The following is a 23,366-nucleotide window of genomic DNA, read 5'->3' on the forward strand; positions in this document are numbered from 1 at the left end:
ATGACGGATCGAACCACCTCCCGGCGGACGGGCCGGGACGCAGGACGGGCCTCGTCGGGATCCTCGGTCGACGCGGCCGACGACCCGTCGTTCGACCCGGGGAGCTCCCACGCGCGGTTCCTCGAGGGTGTCGCGGCCTGGATCGACGCGGACGTCGACGCGGACGACCAGCGCGAGCTGCTCCACCTGCTCGAGCTCGCGGACTCGCCCGACCCGCGCCGGCACGACGTGCGCAGCGCGGCGCTCGCGGACCTGCGCGACCGCTTCGCGGGCCCGCTCGAGTTCGGGACCGCGGGCATGCGCGGCCGGATGGGCGCGGGGCAGCACCGGATGAACCGGGCGGTCGTGGTGCGCGCGGCCGCGGGCCTGTCGTCGTGGCTGTGGTCGTCGCTCGGCGGGGCAGCGGGACCGCGCCCGCGGGTGGTGATCGGCTTCGACGGCCGCCACCGGTCGCGCACGTTCGCCCGCGACAGCGCCGCCGTCCTGGCGGCGGCCGACGTCGAGGCCCTCGTCCTGCCGTCCGCGCTGCCGACGCCGGTCCTGGCCTTCGCCGTGCGCCACCTGGGTGCCGACGCCGGGATCATGGTGACCGCGAGCCACAACCCGAAGGCCGACAACGGCTACAAGGTCTACCTGGGCGGACGGGTCGTGACCGGGGCCGGCCAGGGTGCCCAGCTCGTCCCGCCGACCGAGACGGAGATCTCCGCGGCCATCGCGACCGTGGGGCCCGCACGCGAGGTACCCCGCGCGTCGGACGGGTGGACCGTGCTGGGGCCGGAGCTCGTCGACGCGTACGTCGCGTCCGTCGTCGCGCTGTCCGACGGCGCGCCCCGGCGGGTCCGGGTGGTGACGACCGCGCTGCACGGTGTCGGCGCCGGCGTGCTCGCGCGCGTGCTGCGCGAGGCCGGCTTCCGCGACGTGATCGAGGTGGAGGAGCAGGTCGACCCCGACCCCGACTTCCCCACCGTCGCGTTCCCCAACCCCGAGGAGCCGGGCGCGATGGACCTCGCGCTCGCCTACGCGCAGGACGCGAACGCGGACGTCGTGATCGCCAACGACCCCGACGCGGACCGGTGCGCGGTGGCGGTCTACGACCGGCGGGTCGGCACGTACCAGGGGGCCGAGACGGCCCGGTCGAACGGCTGGCGCACGCTGCACGGCGACGAGGTCGGGTCGCTGCTGGGTGAGGACGCCGCCGCACGGGTGGCACGCTCGGCGACCGGCGGGGTGCTCGCGTCCTCCGTCGTCTCGTCCCGACTGCTCGCGCGGATCGCCGCGTCCCATCGCCTCCGGCACGAGACGACGTTGACCGGTTTCAAGTGGATCTCGCGCGTGGACGGGCTGGCATTCGGGTACGAGGAGGCTCTCGGGTACTGCGCGGACCCTGAGCGCGTGCGGGACAAGGACGGGATCAGCGCCGCGCTGCTCGTCGCGCAGCTCGTGAACCGGCTCGCGGCCCAGGACCGTTCCCTGGTCGACGCGCTCGACGACCTCGCGCGCGCGCACGGCCTGCACGTCAGCGGGCAGCTCTCCGCGCGGTTCGACGACCTCGACCGCATCAGCGACACGATGGCCCATCTCCGCTCGACGCCACCGCGCTCGCTCGGTGGTGCAGGCGTGTCGAGCGTCGCCGACCTGTCCGACGGCCTCGACGGGCTGCCGCCGACGGACGGCGTGCGGCTCCTGACCGCGGACTCGACGCGCGTCGTCGTCCGACCGAGCGGTACGGAGCCGAAGGTCAAGTGCTACCTCGAGGTCGTCGTCCCGGTCGCTCCCGACGCGTCGCACGACGACCTCACCGCGGCGCGGGCGTTCGCCCAGGAGCGCCTCGAGCGCGTGCAGGCGGACATGCGCCGCGCGCTCGGTCTGTGACCCGCAGCTCCGCCGAGCGCGAGGTCCGGCACCACGGGCGCGGTCCACGACGTAGCCTGGTGGGATGAGCACGACGGCCACCGGTCTCAGCGACCGCTCCCCCGCCGACGTCGCCGAGTCGGCGCGGTCCGTGACGGGTTCCACGTCCCTGGACGACGCCGCGTGGCGGCGCTTCCTGCACGGCCTGCCCGGGGTGGACAGGGTGGGTGCCGACGGCCGCGCGGCCATGCTCGGCACCCGGTCGATCAAGACGACGGCCAAGGCGTGGGCGCTCGACACGATCGTCCGCATGGTCGACCTCACGACGCTCGAAGGTGCCGACACCCCGGGAAAGGTGCGGTCGCTCGCAGCGAAGGCGGTCCGGCCCGAGCCGAACGACGCGTCGTGCCCGTCCGCCGCGGCGGTGTGCGTGTACAACGACCTCGTCCCGGTCGCCGTCGAGGCGCTGGCCGGCACCGGGGTGAAGGTCGCGGCCGTGGCGACCGCGTTCCCCTCCGGCCGCGCGAGCCGCGCCGTGCGCCTCGCCGACACCCGCGAGGCGGTGGATGCCGGTGCCGACGAGATCGACATGGTCATCGACCGCGGCGCGTTCCTCTCCGGGCGCTACGAGCAGGTCTACGACGACATCGTCGCGGTGCGGGCCCAGTGCCGGGCCGGCGGACGTCACGCGCACCTCAAGGTCATCCTCGAGACCGGCGAGCTCGCCACGTACGACAACGTGCGACGCGCCTCGTGGCTCGCGATGCTCGCGGGCGCCGACTTCATCAAGACGAGCACAGGCAAGGTCTCCCCCGCGGCGACGCTGCCCGTGACGGTCGTGATGCTCGAGGCCGTGCGCGACTTCCGCGCCCAGACGGGCGTCCAGGTCGGCGTCAAGCCTGCGGGCGGCATCCGCACCTCGAAGGACGCGATCAAGTACCTCGTCGCCGTCAACGAGGTCGCCGGGCCCGACTGGCTCGACCCGGACTGGTTCCGGTTCGGTGCGTCGTCGCTCCTCAACGACGTGCTGATGCAGCGCAACAAGCTCGCCACGGGCGCCTACTGGGGCCCCGACTACGTGACCGTCGACTGAGCGGAACCCGAGGACACCTGCACATGCCCAGCCAGCCCAGCACGACCAGCAGCACCAGCAGCGCCGCCGCGGCGGCGTTCGAGTACGCCCCGGCGCCGGAGTCGCGCGCGGTCGTCGACATCCGGTCCTCGTACGGGCTGTTCGTCGACGGTGCGTTCAGCGCCGCGTCCGACGACGGTTCCTTCAAGACGGTGAACCCGGCCACCGAGGAGGTGCTCGCCGAGGTCGCCGAGGCCACCGAGGCCGACGTCGACCGCGCGGTGCGGGCGGCCCGCCGCGCCCAGGACAAGGTCTGGGGGCCGATGCCGGGCCGCGAGCGCGCCAAGTACCTGTTCCGCATCGCACGGCTGCTCGCCGAGCGGTCGCGCGAGTTCGCGGTCCTGGAGACGCTCGACAACGGCAAGCCGATCCGTGAGTCGCGCGACGTGGACGTGCCGACCGCGGCCGCGCACTTCTTCTACTACGCGGGCTGGGCCGACAAGCTCGAGCACGCGGGGTACGGCGCGGACCCGCGCCCGCACGGGGTCGCGGCCCAGGTCATCCCGTGGAACTTCCCGCTGCTCATGCTGGCGTGGAAGATCGCGCCGGCGCTCGCGACGGGCAACACCGTGGTCCTCAAGCCCGCCGAGACCACTCCGCTCACGGCGCTGCTGTTCGCGGACGTGCTGCGCCAGGCCGAGCTCCCTCCGGGCGTCGTGAACATCGTCACGGGCGCCGGCGCGACGGGGGCCGCGCTGGTCGGACATCCCGGCATCGACAAGGTCGCGTTCACGGGATCGACCGCGGTGGGCAAGCGGATCGCGCGCGAGATCGCGGGGTCGCGCAAGCACGCGACGCTCGAGCTCGGCGGCAAGGCCGCGAACATCGTGTTCGACGATGCGCCGATCGACCAGGCCGTCGAGGGGATCGTCAACGGCATCTTCTTCAACCAGGGCCAGGTCTGCTGCGCGGGGTCGCGCCTCCTCGTCCAGGAGACGATCGCCGAGGAGCTCGTCGAGCGGCTCAAGTCCCGCCTCGGCACGCTGCGCGTCGGCGACCCGATGGACAAGAACACCGACGTCGGCGCGATCAACTCGTCCCAGCAGCTCGCGCGCATCACCGAGCTCACCGAGGCCGGCGTCGCCGAGGGCGCGACGCGCTGGAGCCCGGCGTGCGACCTGCCGTCGTCGGGGTACTGGTTCGCTCCGACCCTGTTCACGGGCGTCTCGGCGGCGCACCGGATCGCGCGCGAGGAGATCTTCGGCCCCGTCCTGAGCGTCCTGACGTTCCGCACGCCCGCGGAGGCGGTCGCGAAGGCCAACAACACGCCCTACGGGCTCTCGGCCGGGATCTGGACCGAGAAGGGCTCGCGGATCCTCTGGATGGCCGACCGGCTGAGGGCCGGTGTCGTGTGGTCGAACACGTTCAACCGGTTCGACCCGACCAGCCCGTTCGGCGGCTACAAGGAGTCCGGCTACGGCCGTGAGGGCGGTCGGCACGGGCTGGCGTCCTACCTGATCGAGGGGAGCACGTACTGATGGCGCGCACGACGAGGGCATCCACCGCCACGACGGCCGGCACGTCCGAGCGGCTGAGCGTGCGCAAGACGTACAAGCTGTACGTCGGGGGGAAGTTCCCGCGCAGCGAGTCGGGCCGCACGTACGAGGTCCTCGACGCGAAGGGCCGGTTCCTGGCGAACGTCGCGCAGGGCTCGCGCAAGGACGCGCGCGAGGCGGTCGTCGCGGCGCGCGCCGCGCAGGCCGGCTGGGCGGCGGCGACCGCCTACAACCGCGGTCAGGTGCTCTACCGCGTCGCCGAGGTGCTCGAGGGCCGACGCGACCAGCTCGTCGCCGAGGTCGGTGCGGGCGAGGGGCTCACGGCCCGCCAGGCCGAGCTCGCGGTGTCCGAGGCGATCGACCGGTGGGTCTGGTACGCGGGCTGGACGGACAAGATCGCCCAGGTCGCCGGGGCGGCGAACCCCGTCGCCGGACCGTACTTCAACCTCTCGTCACCCGAGCCGACCGGCGTCGTCGTGGTCCTCGCGCCGCAGCGCTCGTCGTTGCTCGGCCTCGTCTCGACGATCGCTCCGCCTCTCGTCACCGGCAACACCGTGGTCGTCGTCGCGAGCGAGCAGCGCCCGGTCCCGGCCGTCACCCTCTCGGAGGTGCTCGCGACGTCGGACGTCCCGGGCGGCGTCGTGAACGTCCTCACCGGCCGAGCGGCGGAGCTCGCTCCGCCGCTCGCCTCCCACCGGGACGTCGACGCGATGGACCTCGCCGGCGCCGTGGGCCTCGACGGTGCCACGGGGGTCGCGGGCATCGGCTGGGGAGAGCTCGAGGCCGCCGCCGCCGACTCGGTCAAGCGTGTCCTGCGTCCCGCGACGGACCGCCGCGGGAACGACGCCGAGCCGGACTGGACCGAGGCCCCGCGCCCGCAGCGCATCCTCGCGTTCACCGAGACCAAGACGGTCTGGCACCCCAAGGGCATCTGACCCCCGCCGCGGGACGCTTCAGAGCTGGGCGCCCTCGACCAGCTGGTAGCCGGGCAGGATCACGTCGTCGACGAGCGCCCGACGCTCGTCGTGGTGGACGAACGCGTTCCACGCGGCAGTCATCGTCACGTCGGCGAGGTCGTCGATGGTCCACCCGGCCTGCTCGACGAGCAGCGTCATCTCCTGGGTCATCGACGTGCGCGACATGAGGCGGTTGTCGGTGTTGAGGGTGACGGCGAAGTCGAGCTCCTTGAGGCGGGTGATCGGGTGCTGCGCGATCGACGTCGCGGCGCCGGTCTGGACGTTCGACGACGGGCAGAGCTCGAGCGGGATCTGGTGGTCGCGGACCCAGTGCGCGAGCTGGCCGAGCGCCGCGGTGCCGCTCTCGCCCGGGGCGCTGTGCGGGTGCCCGGGGTCGAACGCGATGTCCTCGACGAGGCGCACCCCGTGACCGATCCGGCTGGCCTGACCCAGGTGCACGGCCGCGGCGACGGACTCCGGCCCGGCGGCCTCCCCCGCGTGGATGGTCACCGGGAAGTCGTTCTCGGCGAGGTAGCTCCAGATCTCCGCGTGCCGCGAGGGCGGGAACCCGTCCTCGGCACCGGCGATGTCGAACCCGACGACACCGTTCGCACGGTTCGCGACGGCGAGCTCCGCGATCTCCTGCCACCGGTCGGCGTGGCGCATCGCGGTGACGAGCTGCCCCACCCGGATGGTCCTGCCCTGCGCCGCTGCCTCCGCGACGCCCTCGTCGAGGCCGCGCTGCACGGCGTCGACCGTCGCCTGCAGGGTCAGTCCGCGCCGCAGGTGCTGCTCGGGCGCCCAGCGCTGCTCGGCGTACACGACGCCGTCCGCGGCCAGGTCCAGGACGGCCTCGCGCGCGACCCGGGCGAGGGCCTCCGGTGTCTGCATGACGGCGAGCGTGTGGTCGAACGTCTCGAGATAGCGCTCGAGCGAGCCGGAGTCGGCAGCGTCGGCGAACCACGACGCGAGGGACTCGGCGTCGGACGCGGGCAGGTCGTGACCCACCTCGGCCGCGAGCTCCAGGACGGTCGCGGGGCGCAGCCCGCCGTCGAGGTGGTCGTGCAGCACGACCTTGGGCAGGGCACGGATGACGTCGCCGGTCAGCGCGCGGTTCTCGATGGTCATGGTGCCACGCTACCGGGCCGGACGCGGACCGGCCCGACGCGCCGCGACCACACGGGCTCAGGCGTAGTCGTCCTCGCCGCCGGGCACCGCGGACGCCTGCTCGGCGACGTCGGCCTCGGCCGCCTCGTCCGCGCGGTCGGGGCGCGCGCTGCCCGGGTGGTACTCCTCCGGGACCTGGTCCGTGTCCCGGTCCGCGTCGTCGTCCGAGGCCTCCTCGACGAGGTTCACGACCTCCTCGTTCTCGACCAGGCCGGCGTCACGCCAGGCCTCGTTCCCAGGGATCGTGCTCATGGCGGCTCCTTCCGACGGCTGCGAGGCACCTCCTCATCGTCGCGCCGTCGACGTCCCGCCGCCAGCCCGGAGGCCCGCTCGACCGGCTGGGAGCACAGCCCACACGACGTGCGGCCAGCCGCCGAGCGCCCGGCGCACGCCAGGTTCGCCGGCGCCGTCCTGGAACCGTGCCGTGTCGATCCGGTGCACCGATCCCGACGACGGCTCGTACACCTGGCACGTCCCGCCGCCCGCGGTGGTGAGCAGGACGACGTGGCGCGGTACCGCGGACGAGATCCCGGTGGCAAGGTCGCCACCCGTGAAGAGCGGCACCGGCGTGCCCGCCGCGGCCGCGGCGAGAGCGGTGGCGACGACGGCGCGTCCCCGCGACCCCTCGACGACCCGGTGCGTGTACCGGCGGTCGGCGTAGCGCGCCGCGCCGGCCGCGCCCCAGGGCGGGGTGCCGAGGGTCGCCGGCCAGGGCAGCGGTCCGAGCGCCCCGCGGCCGGTACGCCGCTTCAGCACCCGCTGCAGGTGCCGGAACCGCGCCGCGGCACCGGACCCGGGACCGCCGTCGGGCACGCGCGCACCCAGCCCGTCGACGCCGTCGCCGATCACCTGCCCCCGGACCAGCCACAGCGCCAGCACGGGGTCGCCCGCGGCGGCGAGCATGCCCAGCACCGCGGACCCGCACGTGGTGCCGTCGACCTGACGCGCCACGGCGTCGCCGAGCCGCACCGTGCGCGTGCCGGACGTCCCGCCGCCGGACCACCGTCGCACGGGGTCGAGCACCTGCGTGCGGGCTGCCGTCGGCAGCCGCTCGAGCGTGCGTGCGAGCAGGTCGACGTCGCGGGCGGCGTGCCCGGACCGCGCGGCGCGGTCCAGCCCGGACTCGAGCTGCTCGTCCGCCGTCGAGGGCGGGTCGGGTGACGCCCCGGGGCCGGGACCGGAGTCGGGCGACGGCGCGTTCCAGGACGTGGGGAGCCGGCCGAGGAGGGTCGTCACCCGCAGCCGGCCGAGCGATCCCACGGCGCCGCTCACAGCGCCTCGACCGCCCGGTAGAGGGCCCATGCCGCACCGGTCCCGGCGAGCAGGAGGACGAGCAGGACGAGTCGTACGAGGAACGACCACGAGTACAACCGACCGTGCGACGGGAGCCCGCCCGTCGGCCGTCGCAGCACCGCCGGCGCGAGCGCGAGCAGCGCGACGACCACGGCGGCCCAGACGATCACCCAGTGCCCGCTGCGCAGGCCGGCCGCCCCGAGCAGCAACGCGCCGACGATCACGCCGAGGACCGTACGGTGCCATGCTAGAGCGGTCCGCTCGGGCTGCAGCCCCTCGTCGCGCGGCACCCCGGTCACGGCAGGACCGCCGACTCCCCCAGGCCGGCGGCCGCGGCGTAGCCGGCGATGAGGACGGCGAGCAGGATCACGGCCGTCACGAGCACCGGGAGCCCGCCGGGCGCCGGCAGGGGCTCCCGACGACGCAGCGCGCGCTCGTTGCGGCGCCAGGAGACGAGCGCGTAGATCGCGCAGCCTCCGCCCACGAGGCACGCGACCGCCGCGACGACGTCGACGAGACCCGGCAGGTTCGCGAACGTCGAGAACGACGTGAGCGCGACGCCCCCCGCGACGAGACCCACGCCGGTACGGACCCACGCCAGCGCGGTGCGCTCGTTCGCCAGGCTGAACCGGGCGTCCGGCTCCGTGCCCTCGCCGTACACCCACCGTGGGCGGCGGTGATCGCCGGGGTCGCTCCCCGACCGGTCCCCGGCGCCGGCGGTCACGCGACGCGTTCCAGGACGACGCCCGTGCGCGTCACCTCGGAGTCCGGCGCGGCGATCGACCAGGCGCCCTCGAGCGCCTGCACCGCCCGGGGGACGCGGTCAAGGGTGTCGGTGTGCAACGTCATGAGGTGCTGGCCACGGCGCACCGCGTCGCCGGGCTTGGCGAAGAGCTCGATCCCGGCTCCCGCCTGGACCGTGTCCTCCTTGCGGGCGCGGCCCGCCCCGAGACGCCACGACGCGACACCGACGGCGAGCGCGTCGAGGTGGGAGAGCACTCCGTCGCGGTCGGCCACGACGTGCTCGCGCTCACGCGCGACCGGCAGCGGCGCGCGCGGGTCCCCGCCTTGCTCGGCGATCATCTCGCGCCACTTGTCCAGCGCGCGTCCACCGACGAGCGCGTGGCGGACGCCGTCCGCGTCGTGCGGGCGCCCTGCCACGGCGAGCATCTCGACCGCGAGCGCGACCGTCAGCTCGACGACGTCCTGCGGGCCCCCGCCCTGCATGACCTCCACCGACTCGCGGACCTCGAGCGCGTTGCCCACGGTCAGCCCGAGCGGCGTCGACATGTCCGTCAGCAGCGCGACGGTCCGCACCCCGGCGTCCGTCCCGAGGTCCACCATGGTCCGCGCGAGCTCGCGCGCGTCGTCGACGTCCTTCATGAATGCGCCCGACCCGACCTTCACGTCGAGCACGAGGGCACCCGTGCCCTCCGCGATCTTCTTGCTCATGATCGAGCTCGCGATGAGCGGGATCGACTCGACGGTCCCCGTCACGTCCCGCAGCGCGTACAGGAGCCGGTCTGCCGGGGCCAGCCCGGAGCCGGCCTGGCAGATCACGGCCCCCACGTGCTCGAGCGCGTCCATCATCTGCGTGTTCGTCAGCGCGGCACGCCAGCCGGGGATCGACTCGAGCTTGTCGAGCGTCCCGCCGGTGTGGCCGAGCCCGCGACCCGACAGCTGCGGCACCGCGACGCCGTAGGACGCGACGAGCGGCGCGAGGGGCAGGGTGATCTTGTCGCCCACGCCGCCGGTCGAGTGCTTGTCGACCGTCGGCCGCGAGAGCCCGCTGAAGTCCAGGCGCTCGCCGGAGGCGATCATCGCCTGCGTCCACCGTCCTGTCTCGGTGCGATCCATCCCGTTCAGGTAGATCGCCATCGCGAGCGCCGCCATCTGCTCCTCCGCGACGACGCCGCGCGTGTACGCGTCCACGACCCAGTCGATCTGGGCCCCGTCGAGCAGCGAGCCGTCGCGCTTGGCCCGGATCACGTCGACGGCGTCGAAGGCCTCGGCGGCCGGCCCGTCCTGGTGCACCTGAGGTTCGTCGGCGGTACCGTCCTGCGGCCCGACGTCCTCGTTGTCCTCGCCGGTCACGAGCGCCCCTCCAGATCCTCGGGCCCGAACGCGTCGGGCAGCACGTCCCTCATCGTCTTGATACCACGCACCGTGTCGACGAGCAGGTCGGGACCGCCGTGCTCCCAGAGCAGCTGGCGGCACCGACCGCACGGCATGAGGGTCGCCCCGTGCTTGTCGACGCACGCGAACGCCACGAGCCGACCTCCCCCCGAGGCCACCAGCGCGCTGACGAGGGAGCACTCGGCGCACAGCGTGACCCCGTAGGCCGCGTTCTCCACGTTGCACCCGACGACGAGTCGTCCGTCCTCGACCAGCGCGGCGGCCCCGACGGGGAAGCCGGAGTACGGCGCGTACGCCCGCGCCATGATGGTGCGCGCCTCGTCGCGCAGGTGCTCCCAGTCCGCGGGGGTGATCTCGTTCCCGGTCACCGTCGACGCCTCACTTCTCGTAGGGGATGCCTTCCGCAGCGGGCGGCCGGACCCGGCCCACGAGCCCCGCGACGGCGAAGATGGTCACGACGTACGGCGTCATGAGCATGATCTGGCTGGGGATCGGGGTCCCGACGATGCCGAGCACGGTCTGCAGGTTGTCCGAGAAACCGAACAGCAGCGCGGCCGCGAGAGCGCCGACCGGGTTCCACCGGCCGAGGATCATCGCGGCGAGCGCGATGAAGCCCTTGCCCCCTGTCATCTCCTTGCCGAACGCCAGCCCCGCGGCCACGGTGAAGAACGCGCCACCGAGACCTGCGATCGCGCCCCCGAGCAGCGTGTTGCGCACGCGGGTCCGGTTCACCTTGATGCCCACGGTGTCCGCGGCCTTGGGGTGCTCGCCGACGGCGCGCACGCGCAGACCCCACCTGCTGCGGAAGAGCATGATCTGCAGCACGACCACCACCACGTACATGATGTAGACGAGCACCGTCTGGCGGAACAGCACCGGGCCGAGGACCGGGATCTGGGAGAGCAGCGGGATCTCGATCACGGGCAGAGGGGTGCGCGAGTTCCACGTCGCCGAGTCCGCGGTCAGGACCGTGGAGTACAGGTAGCTCGTCACGCCCACGACGAGGACGTTCAGCACGACACCGACGATGAGCTGGTTCACCCAGTACCGCACCGAGAAGATCACGAGCAGCAGGCCGACGAGCGCCCCGGCGATCGGGGCCGCGACGAGGCCCGCGTAGGCGCTGTGGGTGAGCGACGCGACGACGGCGGCGAGGAACGCTCCCGCGAGGAGCTGCCCCTCGATCGCGATGTTGATGATCCCCGAGCGCTCGCACAGCACGCCCGACAGCGCGCCGAACACGAGCGGCACGGCGAGGAACAGCGACCCCTGCAGCAGGCCCGTGAGCGGGATCGCCGACTTGTCCGCGCCGGCCCAGCACAGGAACGCGAGCACCACGAGGACGCCGAACACGATCGGCAGCCACATCCCGACCTTGCGGCGCTCGACCGCTGCCCACGCGGCGAGGCCGGCGAGCATGAGCGCGAGGATCGACAGGAACAGCGCCGCACCGGTCGAGGACACCGTGATCGGCTCGATCTGGAAGAAGTCCTTGGCCGTGGCCAGCCGGAACGTCGTCGTCGCGCCGCCCGACGGGAGGATCGCGAAGAACAGGAGCGACGCCAGCCCGAAGAAGCCGTAGACGACCGGTCCGCGCCACCGGATCGGCGGGCGCGCCGCCGTCGTCGGTCGTTCCGGCGAGGGCGCCGGCGACGAGGCCGGGACCGTGGTCGTGGTCGTGGTGCTCATGCTCCCGCCTCCTGGGCCGAGGTCGCCGGTGTCGTGCTCCTGCGTCTGCGCTCCGCGCGCCGTGGGCCGCCGGGCGTCGGGAGCCAGTAGATCCGCCGCACGAGCGGCGGGGCGGCGATGAACAGCACGATGAGGGACTGGACCACGAGGACGATGTCGATCGGCGTCCCGGTGCGTGCCTGCATCGCGAAGCCCCCGGCACGCAGCCCGCCGAACAGGAGCCCGGCGAGCACCGTGCCGAGCGGCCGCGAACGACCCAGCAGCGCCACGGTGATCGCGTCGAAGCCGAAGCTCGCCGCGACACCCGCGGTGAGCACGTGCTCGGTGCCGAGGACCTGGGCGGACCCGCCCAGCCCGGCGAGCGCTCCGGCGATCGCCATGACCCAGACGGTCACCCACGGGACGGACATGCCGGCCGTGCGGGCGGCGTGCGGGTTCTCGCCCACGGCGCGGACCCGGAAGCCGAACGTCGAGCGCTCCATGAGCCACCAGACGCCGACCGCCGCGAGCAGCGCGAGGACGAACCCCAGGTGGAGCCGGTAGCCCTCTCCGAGCAGGAGCGGGTACGAGGCGCTGTCGGGGATCGGCGGGCTGATCGGGTTGGAGCTGCCAGGACGCTGGAACGCCGGCGTGGTCAGCAGGTAGGCGACGAGGTAGATCGCGATGTTGTTCAGCATGATCGTGACGATGACCTCGTGCGCTCCCGTCCGTGCCTTGAGCACGCCCGCGATGCTTGCCCACAGCGCCCCACCGAGCGCCGCCCCGAGGACGGCGAGGAACAGGTGCAGGCCGGGTGGGAGGTCGAACGTGAAGCCGATGTAGGCGGCGAACACGCCGCCGAGGATGATCTGCCCCTGGGCGCCGATGTTGAACAGGCCGGCACGGAAGCCGACGGCAAGACCGAGGCCGGCGAGGATCAGCGGGACGGACACCGTCATCGTCTCGGTCAGCGGGCGCAGCGCCTGCTCGAGGCTCGAGGCGGAGAAGTTGACGACCGACCCCTGGAACAGCGCGCTGTAGGCACCGAACACGGAGTCCCACACGGCGAGGAAGAAGTCCGACGGCTGGGCGAACAGGTACACCGCCGCGGCCTGGACCTCCGGGTCGGCCGCGGCGATGAGGATGCCACCGAGGACGAGCGCCGAGAAGATCGCGAGCACCGTGACGAGCCAGCTGCTCTCGAGCATCTCCTGCAGGATGCCGCGCCCTGCCTCGGTCGGCGTCTCGGGCCGGCTCGGCGGCGCCGGCGTGGGCGGGACGGGGGGCAGGCCCTCGTCCTCGATGTCGTGCTGGCTCACCGGTCCTCCTCACGGACGTCCGCCCCGCCGAGGGCGGTGTGGTGCTGTGCGGCCTGCTCGACGGCCTCGGCCTGCGGCACGCCCGCCATCATGAGCCCGAGGACGTCACGGTCGGTGCCACCGGGCACCACGCCGACCACACGACCGCGGTACATGACCGCGATCCGGTCGGCGAGCGCGAGCACCTCGTCGAGCTCGGTCGAGACGATGACGACCGGGACGCCCTTGTCGCGCTCGGCGACGATGCGGCGGTGGACGAACTCGATGGACCCGACGTCGAGGCCGCGCGTCGGCTGGGACGCGACCAGCAGCCGCAGCGGCCGCGACATCTCGCGCGCCAGGACCACCTTCTGCTGGTTGCCGCCCGAGAGCGTGCCTGCGGCGTCCTCCACGTGCTGGACGCGGACGTCGAACTCCGCCGTGCGCTTCTCGGCGTTGTCGCGGATCACCCCGCGCCGCAGCGCGCCGCCGCGCGAGTAGGGCGCGGTGCTCACGAGGTCGAGCACCATGTTCTCCTCGACGGAGAACGTGCCGATGATGCCGTCGGTGCTGCGGTCCTCGGGGACGTAGCCGACGCCGGCGGCCAGCGTGCCCCTGACCCCGCGCCCGACGAGCTCGGTACCGTCGAGCTCGATCGATCCGGCCAGCGGACGCCGCAGGCCGACGATCGTCTCGGCCAGCTCGGTCTGCCCGTTCCCCTGGACACCCGCGACGACGAGGATCTCGCCGTCGGCGACCTCGAGGTCGACGCCGTCCACGACAGCGGTGCCGACCGGGTCGAGGACCGTCAGACCCTGGACGCGGAACGTCGGCTCGCCGGGGACCGCCGTCTCCTTGTCCACGCCGAGCGAGACGGAGCGGCCCACCATGAGCGACGCGAGCTCGGTCTCGCTCGTCGTCGGGTCGGCGGTACCGACGACCTGGCCCCGGCGGATGACCGTGATGCGGTCGGCGACCGCCCGGACCTCGCGCAGCTTGTGGGTGATGAAGACGATCGAGGTCCCCGCCTCCCGGAGCTGGCGCATGATCACGATCAGCTCGTCGGTCTCCTGGGGTGTGAGGACGGCGGTCGGCTCGTCGAGGATGAGGACCCGGGCGTCGCGCGAGAGCGCCTTGATGATCTCGACGCGCTGCTGCACCCCGACGGGGATGTCCTCGACCATCGCGTCCGGGTCCACCTCGAAGCCGAACCGGTCCGAGATCTCCTGGACGCGTGCGCGGGCCCGTCGGGCGTCGATCAGCCCTGCGCCCCGGACCGGCTCGTGCCCGAGCGCGACGTTCTCCGCGACGGAGAACACCGGCACGAGCATGAAGTGCTGGTGCACCATGCCGATCCCGGCGGCCATCGCGTCGCCGGGACCGGTGAAGGTCACAGGCGCGTCGTCGAGGAGGATCTCACCCTCGTCCGGGTCGTACAGCCCGTAGAGCACGTTCATCAGCGTGCTCTTGCCGGCGCCGTTCTCCCCGAGCAGCGCGTGGATCTCCCCGGGCTCGACCACGAGGTCGATGTGGTCGTTCGCGACCAGGGACCCGAACCGCTTCGTGATCCCCCGTAGCTCAAGCTTCACCGATCAGCCTTCCTGGGTTCCCGGCCTCCGTCGCACCGCACCGGGAACCGTACGTCTTCTCATGACGCCGGTGGCCCGGGCGACTGCCCGGGCCACCGGTCCGTGGTCGTGCTCAGCGCGTCACGGCGTGTTGTCGGACTCGACCACCAGGTCGCCCGCGATGATCTGCTCCTGGTACTGCGCGAGCTGGTCCGCCAACTCGGCCGGGACGGCGTCCTCGAAGTCGTGGAACGGCGCGAGGCCGACGCCCTCGTTCTCGAGCGTGCCCACGTAGGGCTCGTTCGTGAAGTTGTCCTCCGAGGCCTCGGAGACGGTGTCGAACACGGCCGGACCGATCTGCTTCATGACCGACGTGAGGATGATGCTGCCGTAGTCGGTCGTGAGGAACCCGTCCGAGTCGACCCAGATGATCTTCGCGTCGCCGGCCTCCGCGGCCGCGGCCGCACCGAGACCCACCGGACCGGCCACGGGCATGATGATGTCCGCGCCCTGGTCGATGAAGCCCTGCGTGACGTTCTGGCCGTTGGCCTGGTTGTCGAAGTCGCCCGTGAACGTGCCGGTCTGCGCGTCCTTGTCCCAGCCGAGCGTCTTGATGTCCGCGTCGTTGTCCTCGTTGTACTTCGCGACGCCGTCGACGAACCCGTCCATGAAGATCGCCACCGAGGGGATCTGGATCCCGCCGAACGTCGCGACCGTCCCGGACTCGGTCATCCCCGCGGCCAGGTAGCCCGCGAGGAACGCGGCCTCCGCCGTGTTGAAGAGGATGGGCTTGGCGTTGTCCAGCTCGACGGGGTTGAAGTCGGCGTCGGAGAACGCCGAGTCGATGAGGGCGAAGTTCGTGTCCGTGTTCGCCTCGGCCGCCGCCTGGATCGGGTCCTCGAGGAGGAAGCCGACGCCGATGACGAGGCTGCAGCCCTGCTGCACGAGGTTGTCGATGTTCGGCGCGTAGTCGGTGTCCGCGGAGGACTCGACCTCGGAGACCTCGATACCGAGGTCCGCCTTCGCCTGCTCGAGCCCCTCGTAGCCGGCCTGGTTGAACGACTGGTCGTCGAAACCTCCGGCGTCGGAGACCATGCACGCGGAGAAGTCCGGGTTCGCGGCGGCCGCGCCGTCGCCGTCCGTCGTCTCGTCGTCCTCGGGCGGGGTACCGCACGCGGCCAGCGCGAGCGCGGCGACCGCCGCGAGCGCGGTGACCTGGGTCGCTCTCTTCACCTGATTGCTCCTGTCGGTCGTGACGTGGCCACCGGGCGGTGCCCTCGACCGGCCGCGCGCCGTCGCGCGATCTGCTCTCGGGACCCGTGGGCCTGTGCACCGAACACTAGTCAGCCGCAGGCTACCTGCACGTTACGCATCGGTAACACCGATGCTTCGTTATCCAAGCGTCATCCCGCGTCTCAGCCGGAGCATCGTGGTGTCCACGGGTCGGGACACCCTCACCCGGCCGCGACGCGGGCCAGGAGGCGCACCGCGACACCGATCGCACGCTCGTCCACCTGGAGGTCCCCCTGATGGATGTCGTACGAGCGGCCGCCGGGCGTGCGCGTGCCCAGCCGGGCCATCGACCCGGGGACCTTCGTCAGGTACCAGGCGAAGTCCTCGCCCCCGAGCGACTGCTCCGTGAGCACGATGCTCTGCGGACCGAGGACGTCGCGCGCCGCGGCCTCGAGCAGGCCGGTGCACCGCTCGTCGTTCTCGACGGGCGGCACGCCCCTGGTGTGGTGCACGCTCACCTCGACCTCGTAGGGAGCGACGACCTGCTCGACGGCGTCGTGCAGCACCTGCCCCGCGAACTCCCACGCGCGCACGTCGAGGCAGCGCAGCGTCCCGCGCACCGTGCCGGTGCTCGGGATCGCGTTGTGCGCCGAGCCCGCGTGCACCGCCCCCCAGGTGAGGTTCACGCCCGAGCGCGGATCGAGACGCCGCCCCAGCACGGCCGGTACCTGCGTGATGACCTGCCCGAGCGCGTACACGACGTCGCCCGTCAGGTGCGGGCGCGACGTGTGCCCGCCTGTCGAGGAGATCGTCACCGACACCTCGTCCGACGCCGACGTGATCGGACCGATGCGCGTCCCCACCTGGCCGACGTCGGTCTTCGGGTCGCAGTGCACCGCGTAGATCTCGTCCACGCCGTCGAGGCCGCCCGCGGCCAGCACGTCGAGCGACCCTCCGGGCTGGACCTCCTCGGCGGGCTGGAAGATCAGCCGGACGCGACGGCGCAGCAGGCCCTCGGCGTGAAGGTCCCCGAGCACCAGGCCGGCGCCCAGGACCGCGGTCGTGTGGACGTCGTGCCCGCACGCGTGGGCCACGCCGGACACCGTCGAGGCCCAGGGCAGCCCGCACCTGTCCTGGACCGGGAGGGCGTCCATGTCGGCACGCAGGGCGACGCGTCCCGGTGCGGGGGCGGGTCCCCCGCCGTCGTCGGGCAGCACGGCGCCCCGCGCGCCGGGCTCGGGGCCGATGTCGCACACGAGCCCAGTGCCCTCCAGGAGGCGCGGCTCGAGACCGGCCGCCCGCAGCCGTGCGGCCACCAGTGCCGTGGTGCGGTGCTCGGCACGCGACACCTCGGGGTGCGCGTGGACGTCGCGGCGCACGGCGACGAGCTCGTCCGCGTACCTCGTCGCGAGCTGGTCGATGCGCGCGGTCGACCCGCCGCTCGTCGCGGTCACAGGAGCTCCTCCATCCCGGCCTCGCGAACCGTCTCGACCATGGTGCGCACCTGCTGCGCCCGGGCGCGCGTCGTGACGAGGAGCGCGTCGGGCGTGTCGACGACCACGACGTCGTCCAGGCCGAGGATCGTCACGACCCGGTCGCCCGCGGGCACCACCACGGAGCCGGCGCTGTCGCGGCGCACGACGCGGCCGGCGTCCCCCAGCACCTTGGACCCGGCGCCGTCCACGGACGGCAGGAGCGCCGCCAGCGAGTTGAAGTCGCCCACGTCGTCCCAGCCGAACGTGCCGGGGACGACCGCGACACCCCCCGCGGCCGCGACCGGCTCGGCGACCGCGTGGTCGATCGCGATCTTCTCGAGGCCCGGCCAGGTCCGTGCGAGCACGCCGTCGCGCTCCGGGGTGTCCCACGCCGCCGCGACGGCCCGCAGGCCGTCGTGCAGCTCGGGTCGCTGGTCGCGCAGATGGCCGAGCAGGACGGACGCGCGCACGATGAACATGCCCGCGTTCCAGCGGTACTCGCCGGACGCGAGGTAGCGCTGCGCCGTCGCAGGGTCGGGCTTCTCGGTGAAGCCGCGCACGTGCAGGGCGTTGGGCGCGCCGCTCACCCCGAGCGCGTCCCCGCTGTGGACGTACCCGAACGCCGTCGACGGCCGCGACGCCGCGATACCGATCGTCGCCACGTACCCCGCGCGGGCCGCCTCCACGGCCTCGCGCACCGACGCCTCGAAAGCGTCCTGGCCGGCGATGACCTGGTCGGCGGCGAACGAGCCGACCACGACGTCGCCGTGCCGCCGCTCGAGGACCGCTGCCGCCAGGCCGATCGCGGCCATCGAGTCGCGCGGCGCGGGCTCTGCCAGGACGTTGTCGGCCGCGAGGCCGGGCAGCTGCGCACGGGCCGCGGCCACGTGACGCTCGCCGGTCACCAGCACGACGCCGTCCGGCCCGGCGAGCGGGACCAGCCGGTCGACCGTCGCCTGCAGCAGGCTCCGGCCGGAGCCCGTGAGGTCGTGCAGGAACTTCGGCGATCCGGACCGCGACAGCGGCCACAGCCGGGTGCCGGCTCCCCCCGCGGGCACCACGGCGTGGAACCCGGCGATCGGGCGGGGCGGGGCAGCCGTGTCGGTCGTCTCGGAAGATCCCATACGCGCAGCATAGTGACGGCCGGAGATCCGGGGGCGCCTGTGTGATCCCTCACAAACACGCCGACCAGAGCCGTCGGGAGCCCACCGACGGTCCGCATCATGACGCTGATGTCACTATGGTGGTTGCCCAGAGACCGATGCCGACGACGGCCTGTTGACGTACCTGGACGGGTCACGTCGGCGCCGGGATCACCCGCACACCCACCTGACCTCGCCACAGGAGGCCCCCAGTGCCCAGCGCACCAGCCGGCACGCTCTACCGCGGCCGAGAAGGGATGTGGTCGTGGGTCGCGCACCGCGTGACCGGCGTGCTCATCTTCTTCTTCCTGCTCGTCCACGTGCTCGACACGGCACTGGTCCGGGTCTCCCCCGAGGCGTACAACGCCGTCATCGGCACGTACCAGACGCCGATCATGGGGCTCGGCGAGATCGGTCTCGTCGCGGCGATCGTGTTCCACGCCTTCAACGGCGTGCGCATCATCCTCGTCGACTTCTGGTCCAAGGGACCGAGGTACCAGCGCACGATGCTGTGGGTCGTCGTCGGCCTGTTCGTCGTGACGATGGCAGGCTTCCTGCCGCGCCAGCTCATGCACATCTTCGGAGGCAACTGATGGCCGCCACCTCCCCCGACCTCGCCGCGCCGCGGAGCCCGTACGCGCGCAAGAAGGTCACGCGCACCAACTACGAGCTCTACAGCTGGATGTTCATGCGCGCCTCGGGCGTCGTGCTGATCGTCCTGATCTTCGCCCACCTCTGGGTGAACCTCGTCGCGGGCGAGGGCGTCAACGCGATCAACTTCGGCTTCGTCGCCGGCAAGTGGGCGTCCCCGTTCTGGCAGGTCTGGGACCTGCTCATGCTCTGGCTGGCGATGTTCCACGGCACCAACGGCGTGCGCACGATCATCAACGACTACGCGGAGCGCGACGGCACGCGCCTGGTGCTCAAGCTGTTCCTGTACCTGGCGTTCACCGTCGTCGTCGTCCTCGGCACGCTCGTGATCTTCACGTTCGACCCGTGCCCCACGGACGCGCCGGCGGACCTGCTCGCGTCGTTCTGCACGGCCTGACGCCCCGCCCGCCACGCACACTCCCAGCTCCACCCGCACTCTCTCCCAGGAGGCATCGGAACCGATGCAGACCCATCAGTACGACGTCGTCATCGTCGGCGCAGGCGGCGCCGGCATGCGCGCGGCGCTGGAGTCCTCCGGCCAGGTCCGCACGGCCGTGATCTCCAAGCTGTACCCGACGCGCTCGCACACCGGCGCCGCGCAGGGCGGCATGTGCGCCGCCCTCGCGAACGTCGAGGAGGACAACTGGGAGTGGCACACGTTCGACACCGTCAAGGGCGGTGACTACCTCGTCGACCAGGACGCCGCGGAGATCATGGCCAAGGAGGCCATCGACGCGGTCCTCGACCTCGAGCGCATGGGCCTGCCGTTCAACCGCACGCCCGAGGGCCGCATCGACCAGCGCCGGTTCGGCGGGCACACGCGCAACCACGGCGAGGCCGCGGTGCGTCGTTCGTGCTACGCCGCGGACCGCACCGGGCACATGATCCTCCAGACGCTCTACCAGCAGTGCGTCAAGCAGGACGTCGAGTTCTTCAACGAGTTCTACGTGCTCGACCTCATCACCGACCACGACCTCGCGGCCGGGGAGATCCCCGACGACGAGACGGTCACGGCGACCGGCGTCGTCGCCTACGACCTCGCCACGGGCGAGATCCACGTCTTCCAGGCGAAGGCGATCATCTTCGCCACGGGCGGCGCCGGCAAGATCTTCAAGACGACGTCCAACGCCCACACGCTCACGGGCGACGGGATGGCGCTCGCCTACCGCCGCGGGTTCCCGCTCGAGGACATGGAGTTCTTCCAGTTCCACCCGACCGGCCTCGCCGGGCTCGGCATCCTGCTGTCGGAGGCGGCCCGCGGCGAGGGCGGCATCCTGCGCAACTCGGACGGCGAGCGCTTCATGGAACGCTACGCACCGACGATCAAGGACCTCGCGCCCCGCGACATCGTCGCCCGGTCCATGGCGAACGAGGTCCGCGAGGGTCGCGGCTGCGGGCCGGACAAGGACTACGTCCTGCTCGACCTCACTCACCTCGAGCCCGCGCACATCGACGCCAAGCTGCCCGACATCACCGAGTTCGCGCGGACCTATCTCGGCATCGAGCCCTACACCGAGCCGGTCCCCGTCTACCCGACGGCGCACTACGCGATGGGCGGCGTCCCGACGAACGTCGACGCCGAGGTCCTGCGCGACAGCCACAACGTGGTCAAGGGCCTGTACGCCGCGGGGGAGGTCGCCTGCGTGAGCGTGCACGGATCCAACCGGCTGGGCACCAACTCGCTGCTCGACATCAACGTGTTCGGCAAGCGCGCCGGGCGCACGGCCGCAGCGTACGCGGCGACCGCGTCGTACACCGACCTCCCCGAGGACGCGGCGGCGCGGGTCGTCACGCAGCTCGAGGAGATGCGCAACCGGCCCGACGGCGACCGCGTCGCCGACGTCCGCAAGGCCCTGCAGGAGACCATGGACGCCAACGCCCAGGTCTTCCGGACCGGTGACTCGCTCAACCAGGCGCTGACCGACATCCGGGACCTCCAGGAGCGCTATCGCAACGTCTCGGTGCAGGACAAGGGCCGGATGTTCAACACCGACCTCCTCGAGGCGATCGAGCTGGGGTTCCTGCTCGACATCGCCGAGGTCACCGTCGTCGCCGCGCTCAACCGCAAGGAGTCGCGCGGTGGGCACTACCGCGAGGACTACCCCGACCGCGACGACGCGAACTACATGCTGCACACGATGGCCTACCGCCGCCCGACGTCGGCCGAGAGGACCGCCGACGGCCGCGTGGACGGTTTCGTCACCGGCTACTTCGACCACGTCGAGGAGTTCGACGGCTACAAGGTCGCCCTGGGCTCCAAGCCCGTCATCCAGACCCGGTACGAGCCCATGGAGCGGAAGTACTGATGACTGCCACCCTCGAGAACGACACCGCCACGGAGCCGAAGGCCGGGGAGATCCCCTCGTTCGAGGTCACCCTGCGCGTCCGTCGCCACCTGCCCGAGTCCGCGCACGGCGAGGACTCCTTCTGGGACGAGTTCACCGTGCTGGCGCACGGGACGGACCGCGTGCTCGACGCCCTCCACAAGATCAAGTGGGAGCACGACGGCTCCCTGACGTTCCGCCGCTCGTGCGCGCACGGCGTGTGCGGCTCCGACGCGATGCGCATCAACGGCCGCAACCGGCTCGCGTGCAAGACCCTCCTCAAGGACGTCAACCCCGACAAGCCGATCACGGTCGAGCCCATCAAGGGACTGCCCGTGATCAAGGACCTCGTCGTGGACATGGAGCCGTTCTTCGCGTCCTACCGCGAGATCATGCCGTTCCTCATCACGTCCGGGAACGAGCCGAGCAAGGAGCGCCTGCAGTCCGCCGAGCAGCGCGAACGGTTCGACGACACGACCAAGTGCATCCTGTGCGCCGCGTGCACGTCGTCGTGCCCCGTGTTCTGGACGGACGGGCAGTACTTCGGCCCCGCCGCGATCGTCAACGCGCACCGGTTCATCTTCGACAGCCGGGACGAGGGCGGGTCGCAGCGCCTCGAGATCCTCAACGACAAGGAGGGCGTGTGGCGCTGCCGCACGACCTTCAACTGCACCGAGGCGTGCCCGCGCGGCATCGAGGTCACCAAGGCCATCGCCGAGGTCAAGCGGGCGATGATCACCCGCGCGTTCTGACGACCCGCTCGGCGTCCCCGCCCTGAGAAGGGGAGGTAGTGCCGTCCGAGCCGTCGTCGTCAGGCCCCGCGGGGAGAACGGCCCCGGCGGATGCCGCGGACGATCGGGCTCCACGGCCTGCCGTTGCCCTGACCTGTCCGCACCCACTCCTCGGCGGAACGCTCCGGGCCCGCGGGCGCCGCAGCGTCGGGCCCCGCGCGGTGCCTGCGGCCGTGCCGCAGGTGCCGTCCCCCGGCCCCGCGCACCGGGTCGACGACGGGCAGTTCGGGACGCCCCGCGCGCGCGTGGCGGGCGCGCTCGTCCGCAGGTGCGCGCTCACGCGGCGGGTCGGCCATCCAGGCGCAGAGCATGAGCAGGACCCGTGCCACGACGTTGACGAGCACGAGCAGGGTGGCGATCACGGCGAACGAGCCGATGATCGGGTTGCTGCTCGCGCTGCCCGCCACGACGGTCGAGCCCAGGAAGCGCAGGACGCCGAACACGACGCCCGCGGTCAGCGCGCCGACGAGCAGGTCACGTCGCCGGACGGGGACGGCGGCGAGGAAGACGACGACGAGCATCACCACGACCGCGTCGAGGAGGACGCCGAGAAGGATGCCGGCGGTCGTCAGCGTCGCGGCGGCGCCGCCGGTGATCCCGAGCGCGTCGAGCACCCGATCGCTGAGCGTCGTCACCACGATCCCCGCTGCCGCCGCCACGAGGACGACGATGGCGAGCAGGAAGAACCCGACGAGCCCGCGCAACCGCGCGAGCACCGAGTTCTGGCCCACGTCGCTCGCCCCGAACATCGTGCGGACCGCGCTGCGCAGGTAGTACATGAACGAGGCCGCGGAGAAGAGCAGCACGACCACCAGCACCACGCTCGCCACGCTCACGCCCTCGTCGAGCAGGAGGTCCGACGGCGTGACGATCCCCGGCTCACCGTCGGTGGCGATCAGGCCGGGGACGAGGTCGTTGATCCGGGCGAACACCGCGTCCATGAGCTGCTCACGCTCGCCGAGCACCCGGACGAAGGCGGTGTAGGCGAGCGCCAGGATCGCGAAGAGCGAGAACAGCCCCGAGTAGGCGATGCCGCCCGCGAGCAGGGCACCGCGCGCGTAGACGTAGCGGTAGAAGGCGCGACCCGGTCTGCTGTTCTTCCACCACTCGACCAGCGCCCTGCCCCGCTCGATCGTCCGTTCCGCCGAGGCGACGATCGTCTCCGTGGATGCCACGACGCCGAGA

At 72.5% G+C, this 23,366-nt stretch carries 22 protein-coding genes; 8 read left to right on the forward strand and 14 right to left on the reverse strand.

Translation table 11 applies throughout. The features are described 5' to 3' along the window. From IF651_RS03300 to IF651_RS03315, 4 genes are all read left to right on the forward strand, one after another. Positions 1-1,872: a phospho-sugar mutase gene (locus IF651_RS03300; RefSeq protein ID WP_191827669.1), complete on the forward strand. Its 1,872-nt coding sequence runs from the start codon at positions 1-3 to the stop codon at positions 1,870-1,872. 64 nt (positions 1,873-1,936) lie between these two features. Next, positions 1,937-2,944: a deoxyribose-phosphate aldolase gene (gene deoC / locus IF651_RS03305; RefSeq protein WP_191827670.1), complete on the forward strand. Its 1,008-nt coding sequence runs from the start codon at positions 1,937-1,939 to the stop codon at positions 2,942-2,944. Between the two features lie 23 nt (positions 2,945-2,967). Then, on the forward strand, positions 2,968-4,461 hold the full coding sequence (locus IF651_RS03310) for an aldehyde dehydrogenase family protein (RefSeq protein WP_191827671.1): 1,494 nt from the start codon (positions 2,968-2,970) through the stop codon (positions 4,459-4,461). Further along, a complete protein-coding gene (locus IF651_RS03315; RefSeq protein ID WP_191827672.1) occupies positions 4,461-5,414 on the forward strand; it encodes an aldehyde dehydrogenase family protein in 954 nt (317 codons plus the stop codon). The genes IF651_RS03310 and IF651_RS03315 overlap by 1 nt, the downstream gene beginning before the upstream one ends. 18 nt (positions 5,415-5,432) lie before the next feature. Here IF651_RS03315 and IF651_RS03320 read toward each other — a convergent pair whose 3' ends face one another. From IF651_RS03320 to IF651_RS03380, 13 genes are all read right to left on the reverse strand, one after another. Then, the gene (locus tag IF651_RS03320) at positions 5,433-6,563 is read right to left on the reverse strand and encodes an adenosine deaminase (protein ID WP_191827673.1); all 1,131 of its coding nucleotides are present in this window, start codon (positions 6,561-6,563) and stop codon (positions 5,433-5,435) included. 57 nt (positions 6,564-6,620) lie between these two features. After that, on the reverse strand, positions 6,621-6,854 hold the full coding sequence (locus IF651_RS03325) for a hypothetical protein (protein WP_191827674.1): 234 nt from the start codon (positions 6,852-6,854) through the stop codon (positions 6,621-6,623). Positions 6,855-6,887: 33 nt separating this feature from the next. After that, a complete protein-coding gene (locus IF651_RS03330; protein WP_191827675.1) occupies positions 6,888-7,874 on the reverse strand; it encodes a hypothetical protein in 987 nt (328 codons plus the stop codon). Then, positions 7,871-8,194, reverse strand: coding sequence for a DUF202 domain-containing protein (locus tag IF651_RS03335; RefSeq protein ID WP_338403745.1), 324 nt, complete (start codon positions 8,192-8,194; stop codon positions 7,871-7,873). The genes IF651_RS03330 and IF651_RS03335 overlap by 4 nt, the downstream gene beginning before the upstream one ends. Further along, positions 8,191-8,619 (reverse strand): YidH family protein, encoded by a 429-nt coding sequence (locus tag IF651_RS03340; protein ID WP_338403746.1) that lies wholly within the window; start codon positions 8,617-8,619, stop codon positions 8,191-8,193. The genes IF651_RS03335 and IF651_RS03340 overlap by 4 nt, the downstream gene beginning before the upstream one ends. After that, positions 8,616-9,929: a thymidine phosphorylase gene (locus IF651_RS03345; RefSeq protein ID WP_191827896.1), complete on the reverse strand. Its 1,314-nt coding sequence runs from the start codon at positions 9,927-9,929 to the stop codon at positions 8,616-8,618. Before IF651_RS03345 ends, IF651_RS03340 begins: the two co-directional genes overlap by 4 nt. Before the next feature lie 56 nt (positions 9,930-9,985). Continuing rightward, complete coding sequence (locus tag IF651_RS03350; RefSeq protein ID WP_338403747.1) at positions 9,986-10,399, reverse strand: cytidine deaminase; 414 nt, start codon at positions 10,397-10,399, stop codon at positions 9,986-9,988. 10 nt (positions 10,400-10,409) lie between these two features. Next, complete coding sequence (locus IF651_RS03355) at positions 10,410-11,720, reverse strand: ABC transporter permease (protein ID WP_191827676.1); 1,311 nt, start codon at positions 11,718-11,720, stop codon at positions 10,410-10,412. Beyond that, positions 11,717-13,018, reverse strand: coding sequence for an ABC transporter permease (locus IF651_RS03360; RefSeq protein ID WP_422110435.1), 1,302 nt, complete (start codon positions 13,016-13,018; stop codon positions 11,717-11,719). Before IF651_RS03360 ends, IF651_RS03355 begins: the two co-directional genes overlap by 4 nt. Continuing rightward, positions 13,015-14,586 carry an ATP-binding cassette domain-containing protein gene (locus tag IF651_RS03365; protein WP_191827677.1) on the reverse strand — a complete coding sequence of 524 codons (1,572 nt, stop codon included), beginning with the start codon at positions 14,584-14,586 and terminating at the stop codon, positions 13,015-13,017. The genes IF651_RS03360 and IF651_RS03365 overlap by 4 nt, the downstream gene beginning before the upstream one ends. Positions 14,587-14,706: 120 nt before the next feature. Then, positions 14,707-15,798 carry a BMP family ABC transporter substrate-binding protein gene (locus IF651_RS03370; protein WP_191827678.1) on the reverse strand — a complete coding sequence of 364 codons (1,092 nt, stop codon included), beginning with the start codon at positions 15,796-15,798 and terminating at the stop codon, positions 14,707-14,709. A gap of 221 nt (positions 15,799-16,019) precedes the next feature. Next, a complete protein-coding gene (locus IF651_RS03375; protein ID WP_191827679.1) occupies positions 16,020-17,252 on the reverse strand; it encodes an amidohydrolase in 1,233 nt (410 codons plus the stop codon). Beyond that, complete coding sequence (locus IF651_RS03380; protein WP_191827680.1) at positions 17,249-18,397, reverse strand: mannose-1-phosphate guanylyltransferase; 1,149 nt, start codon at positions 18,395-18,397, stop codon at positions 17,249-17,251. The genes IF651_RS03375 and IF651_RS03380 overlap by 4 nt, the downstream gene beginning before the upstream one ends. A gap of 230 nt (positions 18,398-18,627) precedes the next feature. On the opposite strand from IF651_RS03380, the gene sdhC reads away from it, so the two are divergent. From sdhC to IF651_RS03400, 4 genes are all read left to right on the forward strand, one after another. Next, complete coding sequence (gene sdhC / locus IF651_RS03385) at positions 18,628-19,008, forward strand: succinate dehydrogenase, cytochrome b556 subunit (RefSeq protein ID WP_191827681.1); 381 nt, start codon at positions 18,628-18,630, stop codon at positions 19,006-19,008. Further along, positions 19,008-19,463 (forward strand): succinate dehydrogenase hydrophobic membrane anchor subunit, encoded by a 456-nt coding sequence (locus IF651_RS03390; protein WP_191827682.1) that lies wholly within the window; start codon positions 19,008-19,010, stop codon positions 19,461-19,463. Before sdhC ends, IF651_RS03390 begins: the two co-directional genes overlap by 1 nt. 64 nt (positions 19,464-19,527) lie before the next feature. Then, the gene (sdhA, locus tag IF651_RS03395; protein WP_191827683.1) at positions 19,528-21,372 is read left to right on the forward strand and encodes a succinate dehydrogenase flavoprotein subunit; all 1,845 of its coding nucleotides are present in this window, start codon (positions 19,528-19,530) and stop codon (positions 21,370-21,372) included. Then, positions 21,372-22,142 (forward strand): succinate dehydrogenase iron-sulfur subunit, encoded by a 771-nt coding sequence (locus IF651_RS03400; protein ID WP_191827684.1) that lies wholly within the window; start codon positions 21,372-21,374, stop codon positions 22,140-22,142. Before sdhA ends, IF651_RS03400 begins: the two co-directional genes overlap by 1 nt. A 59-nt stretch (positions 22,143-22,201) precedes the next feature. On the opposite strand, the gene IF651_RS03405 is transcribed toward IF651_RS03400, so the two are convergent. Then, positions 22,202-23,356, reverse strand: coding sequence for a YhjD/YihY/BrkB family envelope integrity protein (locus IF651_RS03405; RefSeq protein WP_191827685.1), 1,155 nt, complete (start codon positions 23,354-23,356; stop codon positions 22,202-22,204). Positions 23,357-23,366: the final 10 nt, after the last annotated feature.

Origin of the sequence: Cellulosimicrobium arenosum (genome assembly GCF_014837295.1) — a bacterium.
In the GTDB taxonomy this organism is placed as follows: domain Bacteria; phylum Actinomycetota; class Actinomycetes; order Actinomycetales; family Cellulomonadaceae; genus Cellulosimicrobium; species Cellulosimicrobium arenosum.

Bases quoted from the DNA above. Each gene is read 5' to 3' on its own strand.
- IF651_RS03300 (WP_191827669.1), top strand. From the start codon at position 1: ATGACGGATCGAACCACCTCCCGGCGGACGGGCCGGGACGCAGGACGG.
- deoC (WP_191827670.1), top strand. From the start codon at position 1,937: ATGAGCACGACGGCCACCGGTCTCAGCGACCGCTCCCCCGCCGACGTC.
- IF651_RS03310 (WP_191827671.1), top strand. From the start codon at position 2,968: ATGCCCAGCCAGCCCAGCACGACCAGCAGCACCAGCAGCGCCGCCGCG.
- IF651_RS03315 (WP_191827672.1), top strand. From the start codon at position 4,461: ATGGCGCGCACGACGAGGGCATCCACCGCCACGACGGCCGGCACGTCC.
- IF651_RS03320 (WP_191827673.1), bottom strand. From the start codon at position 6,563: ATGACCATCGAGAACCGCGCGCTGACCGGCGACGTCATCCGTGCCCTG.
- IF651_RS03325 (WP_191827674.1), bottom strand. From the start codon at position 6,854: ATGAGCACGATCCCTGGGAACGAGGCCTGGCGTGACGCCGGCCTGGTC.
- IF651_RS03355 (WP_191827676.1), bottom strand. From the start codon at position 11,720: ATGAGCACCACGACCACGACCACGGTCCCGGCCTCGTCGCCGGCGCCC.
- IF651_RS03380 (WP_191827680.1), bottom strand. From the start codon at position 18,397: ATGGGATCTTCCGAGACGACCGACACGGCTGCCCCGCCCCGCCCGATC.
- IF651_RS03390 (WP_191827682.1), top strand. From the start codon at position 19,008: ATGGCCGCCACCTCCCCCGACCTCGCCGCGCCGCGGAGCCCGTACGCG.
- sdhA (WP_191827683.1), top strand. From the start codon at position 19,528: ATGCAGACCCATCAGTACGACGTCGTCATCGTCGGCGCAGGCGGCGCC.
- IF651_RS03400 (WP_191827684.1), top strand. From the start codon at position 21,372: ATGACTGCCACCCTCGAGAACGACACCGCCACGGAGCCGAAGGCCGGG.